Genomic DNA, 14,075 nt, shown 5'->3' on the forward strand with positions numbered 1-14,075 from the left:
TGACGACCTGACGCCGACCTCGAAGGAGCCGCCTCGATGAACGATGGCGACAGCGACCCACCATGACCCGCGCTCGCGTGAGGCGAGCGCCCCTGACGGCCCGGTGCCTTGCTTCGGCGAGGTGCCGGGCTTCTGCGTTTCCGAGGCGGCGACGACCTCGACGGCCTGGTCGACCTCGACGAGCTGGGCGACGCCGACGAGCTGGTCGAGCTGCGCGGCGCGCGCCGTGAGGTCGCCGAGGAGGGGGCGGGGACGCCCTCGACGACGCGAGCGCGACGCCGAGAAGGCTGGAGAGCTGGGGGCACTTTTGGAATTGTGACGCTCCACCAGCCCTTTATATGGACCTGACTTCTCGCTCTCTCTCTTCTCTCTCGGCAACCAATAGAGAGAGCAGGTGGAGCGTCATCCGACCAAAAATGCCCCCGCCCTCGGGCCTCGCCCTCGACCTCGCTCGCGTCGCCCTCGACCCTCCCCGCGGCTGCTCGCCCGCACCTCGACCTCGCCTCGCGTCGCCTCTCGCGCTGGTCGCTCGCGAGGTGATCGCTGACGCCGTCGAGCAGGCCCGCGCCTACGGCCTCGCGCGCGTCGACCTCGCGCCGGTCGTCGACCGCTACGTGAAAGCGCATCGCGCGGTCTGGGACTACGTCCCCCGGCACGACCCGCACCAGCCCGACGACCGCGACGCCTGGGGCGTGACGCCGTCGCAGGCACCTCGACCGCGCATCATGACCGACGGCCGGGTCGCGAGCCTCGCTGCCTCGATGACCGGCGAGCGTCTGATCGGCACGCGTTACCTCGTGCTGCCCGAAGAGGTCGCAGCCGAGAACGTCCCCGCCGACCCCTCGTAGGAGGCCCTACGACGCGACGAAGCGCTCGCCTAGGTGTCTACCTCGGCGAGCGCTTTTCGCGTTTCTGAGGTGCTCTCACCATCCCCTCGACGACCCCCGACAGCGTCGTAGGTATCGACTAGTTTGCCCGCATGACCCTCGACGTCACCCCTGCACCCTCCTGCCCGACCCGTCCGACCTTCGCGCCTCGCGTCGACCTCGTCGGCCCGCAGGCCGGGCGACACGGGCCGCGCCCGGTCGTCGCTATAGGCGCGACGATCAACGTCGGCGACGACTCCTACCCCGCCGTCGTCGTCCGCGTCACTGCGACGTCTGTCGTCGTGCGTCGCGTCGAGGTCGTCGAGGAGCGTCGTAACCGCGAGCACACTGCGCTCGTCGGCCTCGGCGACCTGGCCGCGCCTGTCGGGCCTCCAGAGGTCTACCGCCTCGCAGGAGGTCGCTACCGCACTGCGACGTCATCTCTCACGCTGGGCGAGGCGGTGTCGCGTACACCTCTCCCGCCTCCTCGGCGCGCAGGCTGGTCGCCGATGGTGCGGCATGATGGAGTCATGTCTCCGCGAGTGCGCGCGCCAGAGTTGCGAGGTCGTGCCTGGTTGAACACAGGCGGCAAGGCCCTGACGATCGAGTCGCTAAAAGGTCGTTGCACGATCCTAGACTTCTGGACCTTCTGCTGCATCAACTGCCTGCACGTGCTCGACGAGTTGCGTCCGCTCGAGGAGAAGTACGCCGATGTGCTGGTCGTGATCGGCGTCCACTCGCCGAAGTTCGAGCACGAGAAGGACCCGGACGCCCTCGCCGCCGCCGTGGAGCGGTACGGCGTGCACCACCCCGTACTCGACGATCCCGAGCTGGACATGTGGCAGCAGTACGCAGCCCGGGCCTGGCCGACGCTGGCCGTGATCGACCCCGAGGGCTACGTCGTGGCCACCATGGCGGGCGAGGGGCACGCCGAGGGGCTGGCCCGGCTGATCGACGAGCTGGTCGTCACCCACGAGGCGAAGGGCACCCTGCACCGGGGCGACGGCCCGTACGTGCCGCCCGCCGAGCCGGAGACCACCCTGCGATTTCCCGGCAAGGCCGTCGTGCTCCGCGACGGCAATCTGCTGGTGTCCGACTCGGCCCGGCACTCGCTGGTCGAGCTGGCCCCCGACGGCGAGACGGTGCTGCGCCGGATCGGTTCGGGCAGCCGGGGTCGCGCCGACGGCCCGGCCGGCACAGCCGGCTTCTCCGAGCCGCAGGGAGTCTGCCTGCTCCCGGAGCACGTCGCGGAGGTGGCCGGGTACGACCTGGTGGTCGCGGACACCGTCAACCACCTGCTGCGGGGCGTACGGCTGGAGACCGGCGAGGTGCTCACCGTGGCCGGCACCGGGCGGCAGTGGCGGTCCACCGTCGACGACCACGCCCACGACGCGCTCTCCGTCGACCTCTCCTCCCCCTGGGACCTGGCCTGGTACGACGACCGGATCGTCGTCGCCATGGCCGGCATCCACCAGCTCTGGTGGTTCGACCCGATCAAGCGCACCGCCGGCATGTACGCCGGCACCACGGTCGAGGCGCTGCGCGACGGCCCGCTGGCCGAGGTGTGGATGGCTCAGCCGTCCGGCCTGTCCGTCTCGGCGGACGGCAGCCGGCTCTGGATCGCCGACAGCGAGACCAGTGCTGTCCGGTACGTCCGGAACGGCGTCATGGGCACGGCCGTCGGGCAGGGGCTGTTCGACTTCGGCCACGTCGACGGCCCGGCCGACCGGGCGCTGTTGCAGCACCCGCTGGGCGTCTGCGCGCTGCCGGACGGCTCGGTGCTGATCGCCGACACGTACAACGGCGCCGTCCGCCGCTACGACCCCGAGACGAACCTGGTCGGCACGGTCGCCGACGGGCTGGCCGAGCCGAGCGACCTGGTGCTCACCGCCGACGGCGGGGTGCTGGTGGTGGAGTCGGCGGCGCACCGGCTGACCAGGCTGGCCCCGGGCGCGCTGACCGCCGCCGGGGCGAGCACTGTCGAGGGCCCGCGGCACCGAACGGAGCGGAAGCCGACCGACGTGGCGGCCGGCGAGGTGACGCTGGACGTGGTCTTCACGCCGGCCCCGGGGCAGAAGCTGGACGACACGTTCGGGCCGTCGACCCGGCTGGTGGTCTCCGCGTCCCCGCCGGAGCTGCTGCTGGAGGGCGCGGGCACCGGAACGGAGCTGTCCCGCCGGCTGGTGGTCAACGACGCCGTGCCGGGCGGGGTGCTCCAGGTGACGGCGCAGGCGGCGACGTGCGACGCGGACGCCGAGCACGCGGCCTGCCACCTGACCCGGCAGGACTGGGGCGTACCGGTCCGGGTGGTCGCGGGGGCCGCCGCGCGGCTTCCGCTGGTCCTGCGCGGCCTGGACGCCTGACCGCCACCGCCCAGCGGACCACGCCGGATCAGGCGAACGGAGTCAGCTGCACCCCCGCGTCGAGCAGCGCGGCGCGCACCATGGTGGCGGACGCCACGGCGCCGGGGGTGTCTCCGTGCAGGCAGATCGAGTCGACCTGGCAGGGGATGATTGTGCCGTCCACCGCCACCACCGTCCGCTCGGTGGCCATGCGGACGGCCCGCTCGGCCACCTGGTCGGGGTCGGTGACCAGCGCCCCCAGGGCGGTGCGCGGCACCAGCGATCCGTTGGGCAGGTAGCCCCGGTCGGCGAAGCCCTCGGCGACGACCCGTACGCCCGCGCCGACGGCGAGCTGGGCGAGCACCGAGCCGGGCGCGCAGAGCACCGGCAGCTCGCGGTCGTAGTCGTTGACCGCGGCGACCAGCGCGGCGGCCTGGGCCTGGTCCACGGCCGCCGCGTGGTAGAGCGCGCCGTGTGGTTTGAGGTAGCGGACCCGGGTGCCGAACGCGCGGCAGAAGGCGTCGAGCGCGCCGATCTGGTACGTCACCTCGTCGCGCAGCTCGGTGAAGCCGTACTCGATGTGGCGGCGGCCGAAGCCGGCGAGGTCGCGGTAGCCGACCTGCGCGCCGATCGCCACGCCCCGCTCGGCGGCGGCCGCGCAGACCCGGCGCATGGTGGACGGGTCGCCGCCGTGGAAGCCGCAGGCGACGTTCGCCGAGGTCACGACGTCCAGCAGCGCCTCGTCGTCGCCGAGCCGCCAGATGCCGAATCCCTCGCCGAGGTCAGCGTTCAGGTCCATGGAACCTCACCGTAGTGCCTGGCCGCGCCTGCGCGAGCGGGGTCACGTCGTCCACCACCCCGACGACGGGGTAGCCGCCGGTGGTCGGGTGGTCGGCGAGGAATACCAGGGGCTGCCCGTCCGCCGGCACCTGCACCGCGCCCAGCACGAGCCCCTCGCTGGGCAGTTCCCCGGCCACCGCGCGGTGCAGCGGCACGCCGGTCAGTCGCGCGCCGACCCGGTTGCTCACCGGGCTCACGGTGTACGGGGTGGAGCACAGCAGGTCGAGCGCGGCCGGGGTGAACCAGTCCTGCCGGGGGCCGGGGCGCAGCGTGAGCCGGAGTTCCGTCGGCACGGGCGACCCGAGGGCGAGGTCCACCGGCGCGGGGTCGGCGGAGGGGGCCCCGAGGGGCAGGCTGTCGCCGTCGGACAGCGGGGGCGGGCCGAGGCCGGAGAGGGTGTCGGTGGACCGGCTGCCGAGCACCGGCTCGACGGCGATCCCGCCGGCGACCGCGAGCCAGTTGCGCAGCCCGTGCCGGGCGGGGCCGATCCGCAGCACCGCGCCGGCCGGCACGGAGAGGGGGCGGCCGACGTCGCCGGGCCGGTCGCCGATCCGGACGTCGGCCTCCGCGCCGGTGACCGCGACCGTGCCGGCCCGGGTGAGTCGCAGCTCGCAGCCGGTCAGGGTGGTCTCCAGGCCGGCGGCGGTCTCGGGGTTGCCGACGAGGCGGTTGGCCAGCCGCAGGGCCGCCGGGTCGAGCGCCCCCGACCGGGGTACGCCGAGATGCGCCCAGCCGGGCCGGCCCTGGTCCTGGACGGTGGTGAGCGCCCCGGCCCGGAGCACCTCCAGCCGGCTGGTGGGGATCACGCGGTCACCAGGCGGACCCGGGTGCCGGGGGTGAGCCGGGCCGGCGGGTCGGCGCGTACGTCGAACAGGGTCAGCGTGGTACGGCCGACCAGCAGCCAGCCGCCCGGCGAGGCGCTGGGGTAGATGCCGGCGTACTCGCCGGCCAGGGCGACCGATCCGGCCGGCACCCGGGGTCGGGGTGTGGCCAGCCGGGGCACCGCCAGCTCCGGCGGCAGTCCGGTCAGGTACGCGAACCCGGGCGCGAAGCCGCAGAAGGCGACCCGGAACGGCGTGCCGGCGAGGCGGGCGACCACGTCGGGCACGTCCACGCCCCAGTGGCCGGCGACGACCGGCAGGTCCTCCCCGTCGTACGTGACGGGGACCTCGACCTGGGCGGCGGGCGCGGCGGGGTCCGCCGGGCGCGGGGTCCAGCCGGCGACGAGCGCGGCGGCCCGCTCCGGGTCGGATACCCCGTCGAGCAGCACGGTGCGGGCCGCCGGGACGATGTCGGCGGCGTCCAGTTCGCCGGCCGCCCGGCGGTGCCACAGCTCGGCGCGCCACGCCTCCACCTGGTCGGGGTCGTCGCAGTCGAGCAGCAGGGCGTTCCTCCCGACGGGCCGCATCCGCATCCCGCCATGATCCCCGATCGTCCCTCTGGCCAGGCACGGGGATGGCCATACCTGCCAGTAACCTACGGTGTCGTAACCTGAGTACGTGACGATCCCCGCACCGCCTCGACTCAGGCCGGTCGACATCGGTAAGCCCCGGATGCGCGGCTGGCTGCACACCTACGCGTTCTTCGTCGCGGTCGCCTGCGGCGCCGTGCTCTGCTCGATCGCCGCCGCCCGCCCCGGCTGGGCCCCCTTCGTGAGCTGCCTGGTCTACAGCCTCACGGTCTGCGGGCTCTTCGGCACCAGCGCGCTCTACCACCGCCGGGTGTGGACAGAGCGCGGCTTCCAGGTCATGCGCCGGATGGACCATTCGATGATCTTCGTGTTCATCGCCGGCACGTACACCCCGTTCTGCGTCCTGCTGCTCGACGTCGGGCACGCGGCGCTGATGCTCGGCCTGGTCTGGGGCGGCGCGCTGGCCGGCGTGGCGCTCAAACTGGTGTGGCCGCACGCCCCACGCTGGGTCTCCGCCCCGCTGTACCTGGCGCTCGGCTGGGTATCGGTCACGATGCTGCCGCAGATCCTGCGGGAGGGCGGGGTCACCGCGCTGGTGCTGCTCGCGGTCGGCGGCGCCGTCTACAGCGTGGGTGCGGTCTTCTACGCGCTGCGCCGGCCCAACCCGTGGCCGACGGTCTTCGGCCACCACGAGTTCTTCCACGCCTGCACCCTGGTCGCGGCGATCTGCCACCACATCGCGATCTACTTCGCCCTCTTCGCCTGACTGTGCGCGGCCCTTCCGGCCCGATCCCGTCGATCAGGACGTGACTGCGGGGGCCCGCCCCCTCGCGGGCCCCCGCAGTCCGGCTCGGGGAGTCAGACCGTACGGCGCGGGCGCCGCACCTCGCGGTACTCCTCGACGACGCGGTCGTCCTGCACCGGGACGACCCGGTCGGCGACCACGTGGTCCTCCCGCACCGGCGTGGCGACCACGGTGCGCCGCCGGTTGTTCCAGAAGTAGAGGGTGGTGAGCAGGCCGACGACGCCGGCGAGCATCAGCACCCAGCCGACGACGCTGACGTCCAGCCACCCCAGGTCGGCCTGCACGGCGAACGCGAAGATCGCACCCACCGCGATGAGGAAGATGCTGGCACCGATGCCCATCTTGTCGCCTCCTTGGCTATCAGCTGGCGCTTCTACCCGCCGCGGCCATGGATGAGGTTGCGGCACGCAACCTCATACCCAGGCGTGGTGATCGCCAATCGGGCAAGCTTGTGCCATGACGGACCCGGGAGGCATGGAACGGACGCTGGTGCTGGTGCGGCACGCCAAGGCGGAGCCGCCGGGGGACGGCCCGGACGCGGACCGGGGCCTGACCACCCGCGGCAGGGCGGACGCGGCAGCCGCCGGCGCCTGGCTGGCCCGGCACGCCCTCCTGCCGGACGTGGTGCTCTGCTCGACCGCCCGGCGTACGCGCGAGACGTGGCACGGGGTGGCGATGGGCATGACCGGCTCGCCGGACGAGGCGGGGCCCGCCGGATCGGCACCTGTGGTGCGCTACGAGGCGGCCGTGTACGAGGCCCGCCCGGGGGACCTGCTGACGCTGCTCCGGTCGCTGCCGACGCACGCGGAGACGGTGTTGCTGGTCGCCCACAACCCGGGCGTCTCGCTGCTCTCCGCCCTGCTCGACCCGGTACGCGCCGACAGGGAGGGCCTGCGTACCACGGACGTGGTCGTGCACCGCACGCGGCAGCCCTGGGCGGAACTGGTCCACGCCGACATCACCGCCCGGCACACCGCCCGCGGCTGAGGCACGAGGAAGGGCCCTCGTCAACGCACCGGCCGCCCGGCTCACCGTCGGCCCCGCAAACCTGGCAGGGGCCCCGGTGCGACCGGGGCCCCTGCGTTTCGGGGTCGCTCAGGACGGCGGCGCCGTCGGCGGCGGCGGGTCGGGCGGCGGCGGCATCATCGCCGTCGGGTGGGAAAGTCTGTTTTCCTCGACGATCAGGGTGCGCGCCCGCTTGCGCCGGTCCTGCCAGAACCAGAGCGTGGTGAGCAGCACGGCCAGTCCGGCCAGGATGAACACCCAGCCGACCGCGCGCAGGTCCACCCACCAGACGTTGGCCCGGATGGCGAAGGTCAGAATCGCGCCGATGGCGATGAGGAAGATTCCGCTACCAATGCCCATGTGCGCTGCACTCCCCCGTGCGGTGGCTCTGGGCGTTCATTGACGTCCGAGCCACGGTTACCCGCCGGGGCCGGCAACTACCCGGGACGGCGTCCGCCATAGCGGACAAGGCCACGCGGACCGACACGCGGGCGACGCGACGGAAGGGCCACGCGGCGACGGCCGGCGGGCTGTCCGCCCGCCGGCCGTCGGTGTCGTTGAGCTGCCCTTCAGCGGCTCAGAACGCCTCCTCCGGGAGGTCCATGACGTCCAGGTCGACGTTGGAGATGATCCGCCGGTCGGCGCCGATGCGGGGCAGCACCTCGCGGGCGAAGAACCTCGCGGCGGCGACCTTACCGGTGTAGAACGCCTTGTCGGCGGCCGAGACCTCGCCGGCCAGGGCGCGCAACGCGACGTCGGCCTGCCGCTGCAGCAGCCAGCCGACGACGAGGTCGCCGACAGCGAGCAGGAACCGGCGGCTGCTGAGGCCGACCTTGTATAGCGCGCGGGCGTCGCCGCCCTGCGCCTCGCCCAGCCAGCCGGTCAGCACCCCGAGGATGGTCTGCACCTCGGCGAGCGCCTTGCCGAGCGCCTGCCGCTCCTCCTTGAGCTGGCCGTTGCCGCCCTCGGAGGTGATGAACTCCTGGATCTCCCCGGCGACCGTCAGCAGGGCCTTGCCGTTGTCCCGGACGATCTTTCGGAAGACCAGGTCGAGGCTCTGGATCGCCGTGGTGCCCTCGTACAGGGTGTCGATCTTGGCGTCCCGGACGTACTGCTCCAGCGGGTAGTCCTGGAGGAATCCGGAGCCGCCGAAGGTCTGCAACGCCTCGTGGCCGAGCAGTTCGTACGCCCGCTCCGAGCCGACGCCCTTGACCAGCGGCAGCAGCAGGTCGTTGACCCGCTTGGCCAGCTTCGTGGCCTGCTCGTCGCCCGCCGCCTCGGCGATGGCGACCTTGTCCTGCCAGGACGAGGTGTAGCAGACCAGCGCCCGCAGCCCCTCGGCGTACGACTTCTGAAGCATCAGCGAACGCCGCACGTCGGGGTGGTGGGTGATGGTGACCCGGGGAGCCGTCTTGTCGGCCGTCTGGATCAGGTCGGCGCCCTGCACCCGGTTCTTGGCGTACTCGAGCGCGTTCAGGTAGCCGGTCGACAGGGTGGCGATGGCCTTCGTGCCCACCATCATCCGGGCGTACTCGATGATCATGAACATCTGCCGGATGCCGTCGTGCTTCTCGCCCAGCAGCCAGCCCTTAGCGGGCACGCCGTGCTCGCCGAAGGTCATCTCGCAGGTGTTGGAGGCCTTCAGGCCCATCTTGTGCTCGACGTTGGTGGCGAAGACGCCGTTGCGCTCGCCCAGTTCGCCGGTCTCCTCGTCGAAGTGGTACTTCGGCACGACGAACAGGGACAGGCCCTTGGTGCCCGCGCCGCCCACGCCCTCGACGCCGACCGGGCGGGCCAGCACGTAGTGGACGATGTTGTCGGACAGGTCGTGCTCGCCCGAGGTGATGAACCGCTTCACGCCCTCGATGTGCCACGAGCCGTCGGGCTGCGGGATGGCGCGGGTGCGGCCGGCCCCGACGTCCGAGCCGGCGTCAGGCTCGGTGAGCACCATCGTGGAGCCCCACTGCTTGTCGACGAGGATCCTGGCCCACTTCTTCTGTCGCTCGGTGCCCTCGGCGTACAGCACGTGGGCGAAGGACGGGCCGGAGGCGTACATCCAGATCGGCGCGTTCGCGCCGAGCACCAGCTCGGCGATCGACCACCAGAGGGCGCGCGGGGCGCTGGTGCCGCCCAGCGCCTCGGGGAGGTCCAGCCGCCAGAACTCGGAGTCCATGAACGCCTGGTACGACTTCCGGAGGGACTCCGGCAGCGGCGCGGTGTGCGTGGCCGGGTCGAAGACCGGCGGGTTGCGGTCGCTGTCCGCGTAGCTGGCGGCCAGGTCCTCGCGGGCCAGGCGGTCGACCTCGGAGAGGAAGCTGCGGGCGGTGTCGACGTCCAGATCCGTGTACGGCTCCTGGCCGAACGTCCGGTCCGCCCCGAAGACCTCGAACAGGTTGAACTCGAGGTCCCGAAGGTTGCTCTTGTAGTGGGTCATGCTCGCAGGCCCCGCTTCCGGACACGTGTTACCGATCAGTAACCAAGACTGTATTACTCGCCGGTAGGAAGCGACAAGCCGCTCGCGGAAGTGACGGCGATTACACATTCCGACTTCGCCCGTCGGCGGCCGGCGACCGAAGCACGACGGGGCCCGGCCGGCGGCACGCCCGGGCGGCGGGCGCGCGAGGCTCCGCCGGGGTCGGCTAGCCCTCGGCGGCGCCGAGCTCCCAGCTCGGTACGGGTGCGGTCGCGTCGCTGACCGGGCCCGCGTACTCCATCAGAACCAGGGCGATGTCGTCGTCGAGCCGGCCATGCACCCACTCGACCAGGGCCGTCTCCAGCGACGCCAGACCGTCGCCGACGGTGCCGTGGCCGAGCAGCCGCCATGCCCGGTCCGCCGTCGGGAAGAACTCGCCGTCCCGCCGGGCCTCGCCGAGGCCGTCGGTGAACAGCAGCAACCGGTCGCCCGGCTCCAGGCGCTCCACCCGGGGCCGGACCACCGGCATGAAGCCCAGCGGCGGGGCCGGGGCCGGCGGCTCCAGCGGGATCACCGCGCCCCGGCGCAGCAGCAGCGGCGGCGGGTGGCCGCAGTTGACGATGGTCAACGTCCCGCCCCGCTCCTCGACCAGGGCCGCCGTGACGAAGTCCTCGTCGCCGACGTTGCGGGCCACCGCCCGGTCCAGGTCCGCGACCACGGCCCGCAGGTCGGCCCGCTCGTACGCGACGTGCCGGTACGAGCCCAGCACGATGCTGGCCAGCCGGACCGCGTCCAGCCCCTTGCCGCGTACGTCGCCGATGATCATTCGCACGCCGTACGGGGTGTCCATGGCCTCGTACAGGTCGCCGCCGATCTCCGCGGTGGTGCTGGAGGAGATGTAGCGCCCGGCCACCATGAGGGTGCCCACCTGCGGGCCCAGTGGACGCAGCACCGCCTGCTGGGCCACCGCCGCCAGCTTGGACAGCTCGGCGATCCGCTCGGCCTGCCGCTGGCGTACCGCCGCCACCGCCGCCGCGATTCCGGTGGCCAGCGCGATGCCGGCCACGTTGACCGCGGTGACCAGGGACGTCCTCGGCTCGGTGAGCGCGAAGGCGGAGCCGATGGCGGTCGCCACGGCTCCCACCCCGAGCACCACCCGCCAGGAGGCGAGGGCCGCGGCGAGGAAGGGCGCGGCGACCATCAGCGCGATGTAGTGCGCCGGACGGCCGTCCGCCAGCTCCACCGCGGAGACGATCGCGAGCAGGACAAGGGCCGCGCCGAGGCCGGCGCGGGATCCTGGGCTCAGCGGGCCGCGGCCCGACTGGAAGGCATGCGTGCGTACGAAGGACAGCATGCCTGATCCGGATGAACGGGTGAATGATCCTGGCCCGTCATCCGATGATGTTCTACCCGGGCGGCCCCGGAAGCGGGGCTGATCGACTCCGGTCACCTCGGCCATCGCCGGTTGCGTACGCGTCAGCCCAGCACCTCGTACCGGACGGTCAACTCGCCGAGGTCGACCGACGCGATGGCCGCAAAGGCGGCGCGGGACAGGTCGAGGCACCGGCCCGCGACGAACGGGCCGCGGTCGTTGATCCGCACGGTGACGGACTTGCCGTTCGCCGGGTTGGTCACCCGGACCTTCGTGTTGAACGGCAGCGTCTTGTGCGCGGCGGTGAGGGCGCTCGGGTCGAAGGTCTCCCCGTTGGCCGTCATCTGCCCCTCGTCGTAGAAGGACGCGCCGCAGGTTCCGCTGTCGACGACCTTGCTGGTCGGCGCGGCCTTCCTGGTCGTGGCGGTCGGCTTCGGCACGGAGGTCCGCGGCTTGCTCCGGGACGCGGCCTGGCTCCGGGTGGCCGTCGGGCTGGCGGTGGCGCTCGGCGAGAGGCTGGGGCTGGGGCTGGGCGAGAGGCTGGGGCTCGGCGACGCCGACGGGGTGGCGGCGAGGATGTCCGCCGGGGTCTCTGCGGCGGCTGTCGGCGACGCCTCGCCGGAGGTCAGGTGCACGGCGCCGACGGTCCCGCCGACGACGAGCGCGACGCCGATGGCGGCGGTGGCCGCGATCGCGGCCGGCGAGAGGGAGAAGCGGGTGCGGGAGTGCCTGCCAGCCACCGGTCCGGTCCTTTCGTCGACTGAGCAAAACCGGCCCGAACCGTAACGAGAGAAGCACTTCCGAAGTCAACGTGATCATGCTGTTATGTTCGCAATTGCCCGCATACGTGTACCCGATCATCCGAGGCGAGGTGGGCCGCACGGCCCCGGCCGCGCCTGGTGGCTGAGCGCGGACTTCGGCGCCGTCCCCGCCCCCCTCGCGGCGATGCCGCACGATGGTCGGCATGCCCGCCGAGCTGAGCGAACGTCTGGTCGAGCTGTTCCGCTGGATCGATCCCGGCCCGCAGAGCGGCCACCTGGTCAGCGACGCCTCCGCCTGGTGGCGCGACGCGGACGTGCTGGCGCGCCTCGGGCCGGCCCTCGCGGAACCGTTCCGGGACGCCCGGCCGACCGTGGTGCTCGCCCCGGCCGTCACCGGGCTGCTGCTCGGCCCGCTCGCCGCCACCGCACTCGGGGTCGGGTTCGTGCCCGCATACAAGGCGGGGGACGGGCGGGCGCCTGCCGGGCCGACGACGTGGGCGCAGAGCCCGCCGGACTTCCGGGGCCGCCGGGTCGACCTGGGGGTACGGGACCGGCACCTCGGCCCCGGGGACCGGGTGCTGGTGGTCGACGACTGGGTAGCCACCGGCGCCCAGCTCCGCGCCCTGTACGCGATCTGCGCCGCCCGGGGCGCCCAGGTCCTCGGCGCGTCCGCCGTGGTGGTCGACTGTCCGCCCGAACTCGCCGCCGAGCTGCGGGTACGCGGCCTGGTCGACGCCGCCCGGCTCGGCTGAGGGCGAGACCTCGGCGCGAGGCATTGACCTCAAACGAGGTTGAGGTCGGACGATCCCGGTATGGACTACGGCATCCTGGACGAGGCGTACCAGCGGCTGCACCAGACCGGTCCCGAGTACGAGGGCTGGCTCACCAACCACGGCCCCATGGCGGCCGAGGCCCTCGTGCGGCACGGGCACGACGACGGCGTACACCGCTGGCTGGACGGCTACCGTCGCCGGCTGGACGAGCTGCCCCGCGGCGTACGACCGATCGACGACTGGCGGGCCGCGCTGGGCGACCCGAAGCGCGCCGGCGACTGGCTGGCGTCGGGGCCACCCGGCCGCCCTGGGATGCTGAGGTCGCGGCCCCGACGGCCGGGCCGACTCAGGTCACGGCCCTGCCGGCGGCCGGCGGGGCGGGGGTGACTGCGGCGCTGGCCGGGCTGCCCCGGATCGCCGACCAGAGCGGCGGCATCCTGGAGCGGCTCGGCCGGCTGCCGGACGTACCGGAATGGGAGGCCGCGCTCGCGGCACTGCGGCCGGCGCGGACCCCGGCCGAGGCGGAGCGGGGCCTCGTCGAGCTGACGCACCGCGCCGCCCTGGGCTATCTGCGGTACGCCCACGGCAACGCCGTCATGCTGGTGCACGCGGTGACCGCGCCGACGGCGGTGCTGCGCGTGCTGCCGGATCTCGACCCCGCGCTCGGGGCGCCGAGCTTCGCCGCCGCCTGGTCCGCGACGGCGGCGGTCACCGCCGTCTACGCCCCGCCGGACGGCGTGCCACCCGCCACGGCGGCCCCCGGTACCCCGGCCGAGGTGTTCGACCGGGCGGCTCGGCACGGCGACGAGCACGTGGTGAAGCTGGCCGACGCGGTCCTCGACGCGCACGCGGCCACCGGGGACGAGCGGGTGCTGGCGGCGGCCGACCACGCCGGGCGGCTCATCTGACGAATTCCTCCACCGCGGTGCAGACCCGGCCCAGCGCCTCGGCCGAGCGGGCCAGCGGGCCGGGCACCAGCAGCCCGTGGTCGGCCTCGTCGATCTCCAGCACGTGCGGCGTGAGCCGGCGGGCCCCCGCACCGTCCCAGAGGCTGTCGGCGGTGCCGCCGACGAGCAGGAACGGGTCGCTCGCCCGGCTCAGCGCCTCGGCCACGTCGGCGCGGCGCACCAGCGGGGTGAGCCAGACCGCGCGCAGCCCGTGCTCGGCCGCGAGCGGCGCGGCGAAGCTGCCGAGCGACTTGCCGACCAGCAGGTCGGTGGGCTCGGCCAGCGCCGGCAGGACCTGCTCGGTCACCCAGAGCGCCGCCCGGTCCGCGCCCAGGTCCGGTGGCACCTGCCAGCTGATCTCGTGAGTGACGAAGCCGCGGCGGCGCAGCGCCTCGCCGACGTACGCGAACAGCGGCGCCCGGGTGTCGTAGCCCCGCCCCGGGATCAGCACCGCACGCCGGTCCGCCATCGCCCGCCTCCTCGTCGCCTCGGCCTCGCCGTCACCGTAACGCCACCGGCGCCCGTGGTGGGGTCCGATCC

General features: G+C 73.4%; 17 protein-coding genes. 7 read left to right on the forward strand and 10 right to left on the reverse strand.

Annotated elements, in window-relative coordinates; genetic code table 11:
- Window positions 1-536 precede the first annotated feature (536 nt).
- Entirely contained in the window at window positions 537-848 is a 312-nt protein-coding gene (locus tag ABGB16_RS02660; protein WP_347666336.1) for a hypothetical protein, read from the forward strand.
- A 29-nt stretch (window positions 849-877) separates the two neighbouring features.
- Here ABGB16_RS02660 and ABGB16_RS02665 read toward each other — a convergent pair whose 3' ends face one another.
- Complete coding sequence (locus ABGB16_RS02665; RefSeq protein WP_347666337.1) at window positions 878-1,213, reverse strand: hypothetical protein; 336 nt, start codon at window positions 1,211-1,213, stop codon at window positions 878-880.
- 183 nt (window positions 1,214-1,396) lie between these two features.
- On the opposite strand from ABGB16_RS02665, the gene ABGB16_RS02670 reads away from it, so the two are divergent.
- Window positions 1,397-3,229, forward strand: coding sequence for an NHL domain-containing thioredoxin family protein (locus tag ABGB16_RS02670; RefSeq protein ID WP_347666338.1), 1,833 nt, complete (start codon window positions 1,397-1,399; stop codon window positions 3,227-3,229).
- A 28-nt stretch (window positions 3,230-3,257) separates the two neighbouring features.
- Here ABGB16_RS02670 and ABGB16_RS02675 read toward each other — a convergent pair whose 3' ends face one another.
- From ABGB16_RS02675 to ABGB16_RS02685, 3 genes are read right to left on the reverse strand one after another with little or no spacing between them, the layout of a single operon-like run.
- Window positions 3,258-4,007, reverse strand: coding sequence for a 5-oxoprolinase subunit PxpA (locus ABGB16_RS02675; protein ID WP_347666339.1), 750 nt, complete (start codon window positions 4,005-4,007; stop codon window positions 3,258-3,260).
- Window positions 3,991-4,854, reverse strand: a complete 864-nt coding sequence (locus ABGB16_RS02680; RefSeq protein ID WP_347666340.1) for a biotin-dependent carboxyltransferase family protein — start codon at window positions 4,852-4,854, stop codon at window positions 3,991-3,993. Before ABGB16_RS02680 ends, ABGB16_RS02675 begins: the two co-directional genes overlap by 17 nt.
- Window positions 4,851-5,462 carry an allophanate hydrolase subunit 1 gene (locus ABGB16_RS02685; protein ID WP_347666341.1) on the reverse strand — a complete coding sequence of 204 codons (612 nt, stop codon included), beginning with the start codon at window positions 5,460-5,462 and terminating at the stop codon, window positions 4,851-4,853. Before ABGB16_RS02685 ends, ABGB16_RS02680 begins: the two co-directional genes overlap by 4 nt.
- Before the next feature lie 85 nt (window positions 5,463-5,547).
- Here ABGB16_RS02685 and ABGB16_RS02690 point away from each other — a divergent pair, with 85 nt between their 5' ends.
- The gene (locus ABGB16_RS02690; protein WP_347666342.1) at window positions 5,548-6,225 is read left to right on the forward strand and encodes a hemolysin III family protein; all 678 of its coding nucleotides are present in this window, start codon (window positions 5,548-5,550) and stop codon (window positions 6,223-6,225) included.
- 92 nt (window positions 6,226-6,317) lie between these two features.
- On the opposite strand, the gene ABGB16_RS02695 is transcribed toward ABGB16_RS02690, so the two are convergent.
- The gene (locus ABGB16_RS02695; protein ID WP_347666343.1) at window positions 6,318-6,605 is read right to left on the reverse strand and encodes a DUF6458 family protein; all 288 of its coding nucleotides are present in this window, start codon (window positions 6,603-6,605) and stop codon (window positions 6,318-6,320) included.
- Between the two features lie 115 nt (window positions 6,606-6,720).
- On the opposite strand from ABGB16_RS02695, the gene ABGB16_RS02700 reads away from it, so the two are divergent.
- Entirely contained in the window at window positions 6,721-7,251 is a 531-nt protein-coding gene (locus ABGB16_RS02700) for a histidine phosphatase family protein (protein ID WP_347666344.1), read from the forward strand.
- Between the two features lie 108 nt (window positions 7,252-7,359).
- On the opposite strand, the gene ABGB16_RS02705 is transcribed toward ABGB16_RS02700, so the two are convergent.
- From ABGB16_RS02705 to ABGB16_RS02720, 4 genes are all read right to left on the reverse strand, one after another.
- A complete protein-coding gene (locus tag ABGB16_RS02705; RefSeq protein WP_043961115.1) occupies window positions 7,360-7,629 on the reverse strand; it encodes a DUF6458 family protein in 270 nt (89 codons plus the stop codon).
- Window positions 7,630-7,846: 217 nt separating this feature from the next.
- Window positions 7,847-9,703, reverse strand: coding sequence for an acyl-CoA dehydrogenase (locus tag ABGB16_RS02710; RefSeq protein WP_347666345.1), 1,857 nt, complete (start codon window positions 9,701-9,703; stop codon window positions 7,847-7,849).
- Between the two features lie 205 nt (window positions 9,704-9,908).
- Entirely contained in the window at window positions 9,909-11,036 is a 1,128-nt protein-coding gene (locus ABGB16_RS02715; RefSeq protein WP_347666346.1) for a PP2C family protein-serine/threonine phosphatase, read from the reverse strand.
- A 122-nt stretch (window positions 11,037-11,158) separates the two neighbouring features.
- Complete coding sequence (locus ABGB16_RS02720; RefSeq protein ID WP_347666347.1) at window positions 11,159-11,794, reverse strand: septal ring lytic transglycosylase RlpA family protein; 636 nt, start codon at window positions 11,792-11,794, stop codon at window positions 11,159-11,161.
- 224 nt (window positions 11,795-12,018) lie between these two features.
- Here ABGB16_RS02720 and ABGB16_RS02725 point away from each other — a divergent pair, with 224 nt between their 5' ends.
- From ABGB16_RS02725 to ABGB16_RS02735, 3 genes are read left to right on the forward strand one after another with little or no spacing between them, the layout of a single operon-like run.
- On the forward strand, window positions 12,019-12,567 hold the full coding sequence (locus tag ABGB16_RS02725; RefSeq protein WP_347666348.1) for a phosphoribosyltransferase family protein: 549 nt from the start codon (window positions 12,019-12,021) through the stop codon (window positions 12,565-12,567).
- Between the two features lie 60 nt (window positions 12,568-12,627).
- Window positions 12,628-12,975, forward strand: a complete 348-nt coding sequence (locus ABGB16_RS02730; RefSeq protein WP_347666349.1) for a hypothetical protein — start codon at window positions 12,628-12,630, stop codon at window positions 12,973-12,975.
- Window positions 12,972-13,496, forward strand: a complete 525-nt coding sequence (locus ABGB16_RS02735) for a hypothetical protein (protein ID WP_347666350.1) — start codon at window positions 12,972-12,974, stop codon at window positions 13,494-13,496. The genes ABGB16_RS02730 and ABGB16_RS02735 overlap by 4 nt, the downstream gene beginning before the upstream one ends.
- On the opposite strand, the gene ABGB16_RS02740 is transcribed toward ABGB16_RS02735, so the two are convergent.
- Window positions 13,489-14,004, reverse strand: coding sequence for an alpha/beta hydrolase (locus ABGB16_RS02740; RefSeq protein ID WP_347666351.1), 516 nt, complete (start codon window positions 14,002-14,004; stop codon window positions 13,489-13,491). The genes ABGB16_RS02735 and ABGB16_RS02740 overlap by 8 nt on opposite strands.
- Between the last annotated feature and the right edge of the window lie 71 nt (window positions 14,005-14,075).

Origin of the sequence: Micromonospora sp. B11E3, assembly GCF_039871625.1 — a bacterium.
Taxonomy (GTDB): domain Bacteria; phylum Actinomycetota; class Actinomycetes; order Mycobacteriales; family Micromonosporaceae; genus Micromonospora.

Bases quoted from the DNA above. Each gene is read 5' to 3' on its own strand.
- ABGB16_RS02670 (WP_347666338.1), top strand. From the start codon at position 1,397: ATGTCTCCGCGAGTGCGCGCGCCAGAGTTGCGAGGTCGTGCCTGGTTG.
- ABGB16_RS02675 (WP_347666339.1), bottom strand. From the start codon at position 4,007: ATGGACCTGAACGCTGACCTCGGCGAGGGATTCGGCATCTGGCGGCTC.
- ABGB16_RS02685 (WP_347666341.1), bottom strand. From the start codon at position 5,462: ATGCGGATGCGGCCCGTCGGGAGGAACGCCCTGCTGCTCGACTGCGAC.
- ABGB16_RS02695 (WP_347666343.1), bottom strand. From the start codon at position 6,605: ATGGGCATCGGTGCCAGCATCTTCCTCATCGCGGTGGGTGCGATCTTC.
- ABGB16_RS02700 (WP_347666344.1), top strand. From the start codon at position 6,721: ATGACGGACCCGGGAGGCATGGAACGGACGCTGGTGCTGGTGCGGCAC.
- ABGB16_RS02705 (WP_043961115.1), bottom strand. From the start codon at position 7,629: ATGGGCATTGGTAGCGGAATCTTCCTCATCGCCATCGGCGCGATTCTG.
- ABGB16_RS02710 (WP_347666345.1), bottom strand. From the start codon at position 9,703: ATGACCCACTACAAGAGCAACCTTCGGGACCTCGAGTTCAACCTGTTC.
- ABGB16_RS02715 (WP_347666346.1), bottom strand. From the start codon at position 11,036: ATGCTGTCCTTCGTACGCACGCATGCCTTCCAGTCGGGCCGCGGCCCG.
- ABGB16_RS02725 (WP_347666348.1), top strand. From the start codon at position 12,019: ATGCCCGCCGAGCTGAGCGAACGTCTGGTCGAGCTGTTCCGCTGGATC.
- ABGB16_RS02730 (WP_347666349.1), top strand. From the start codon at position 12,628: ATGGACTACGGCATCCTGGACGAGGCGTACCAGCGGCTGCACCAGACC.
- ABGB16_RS02740 (WP_347666351.1), bottom strand. From the start codon at position 14,004: ATGGCGGACCGGCGTGCGGTGCTGATCCCGGGGCGGGGCTACGACACC.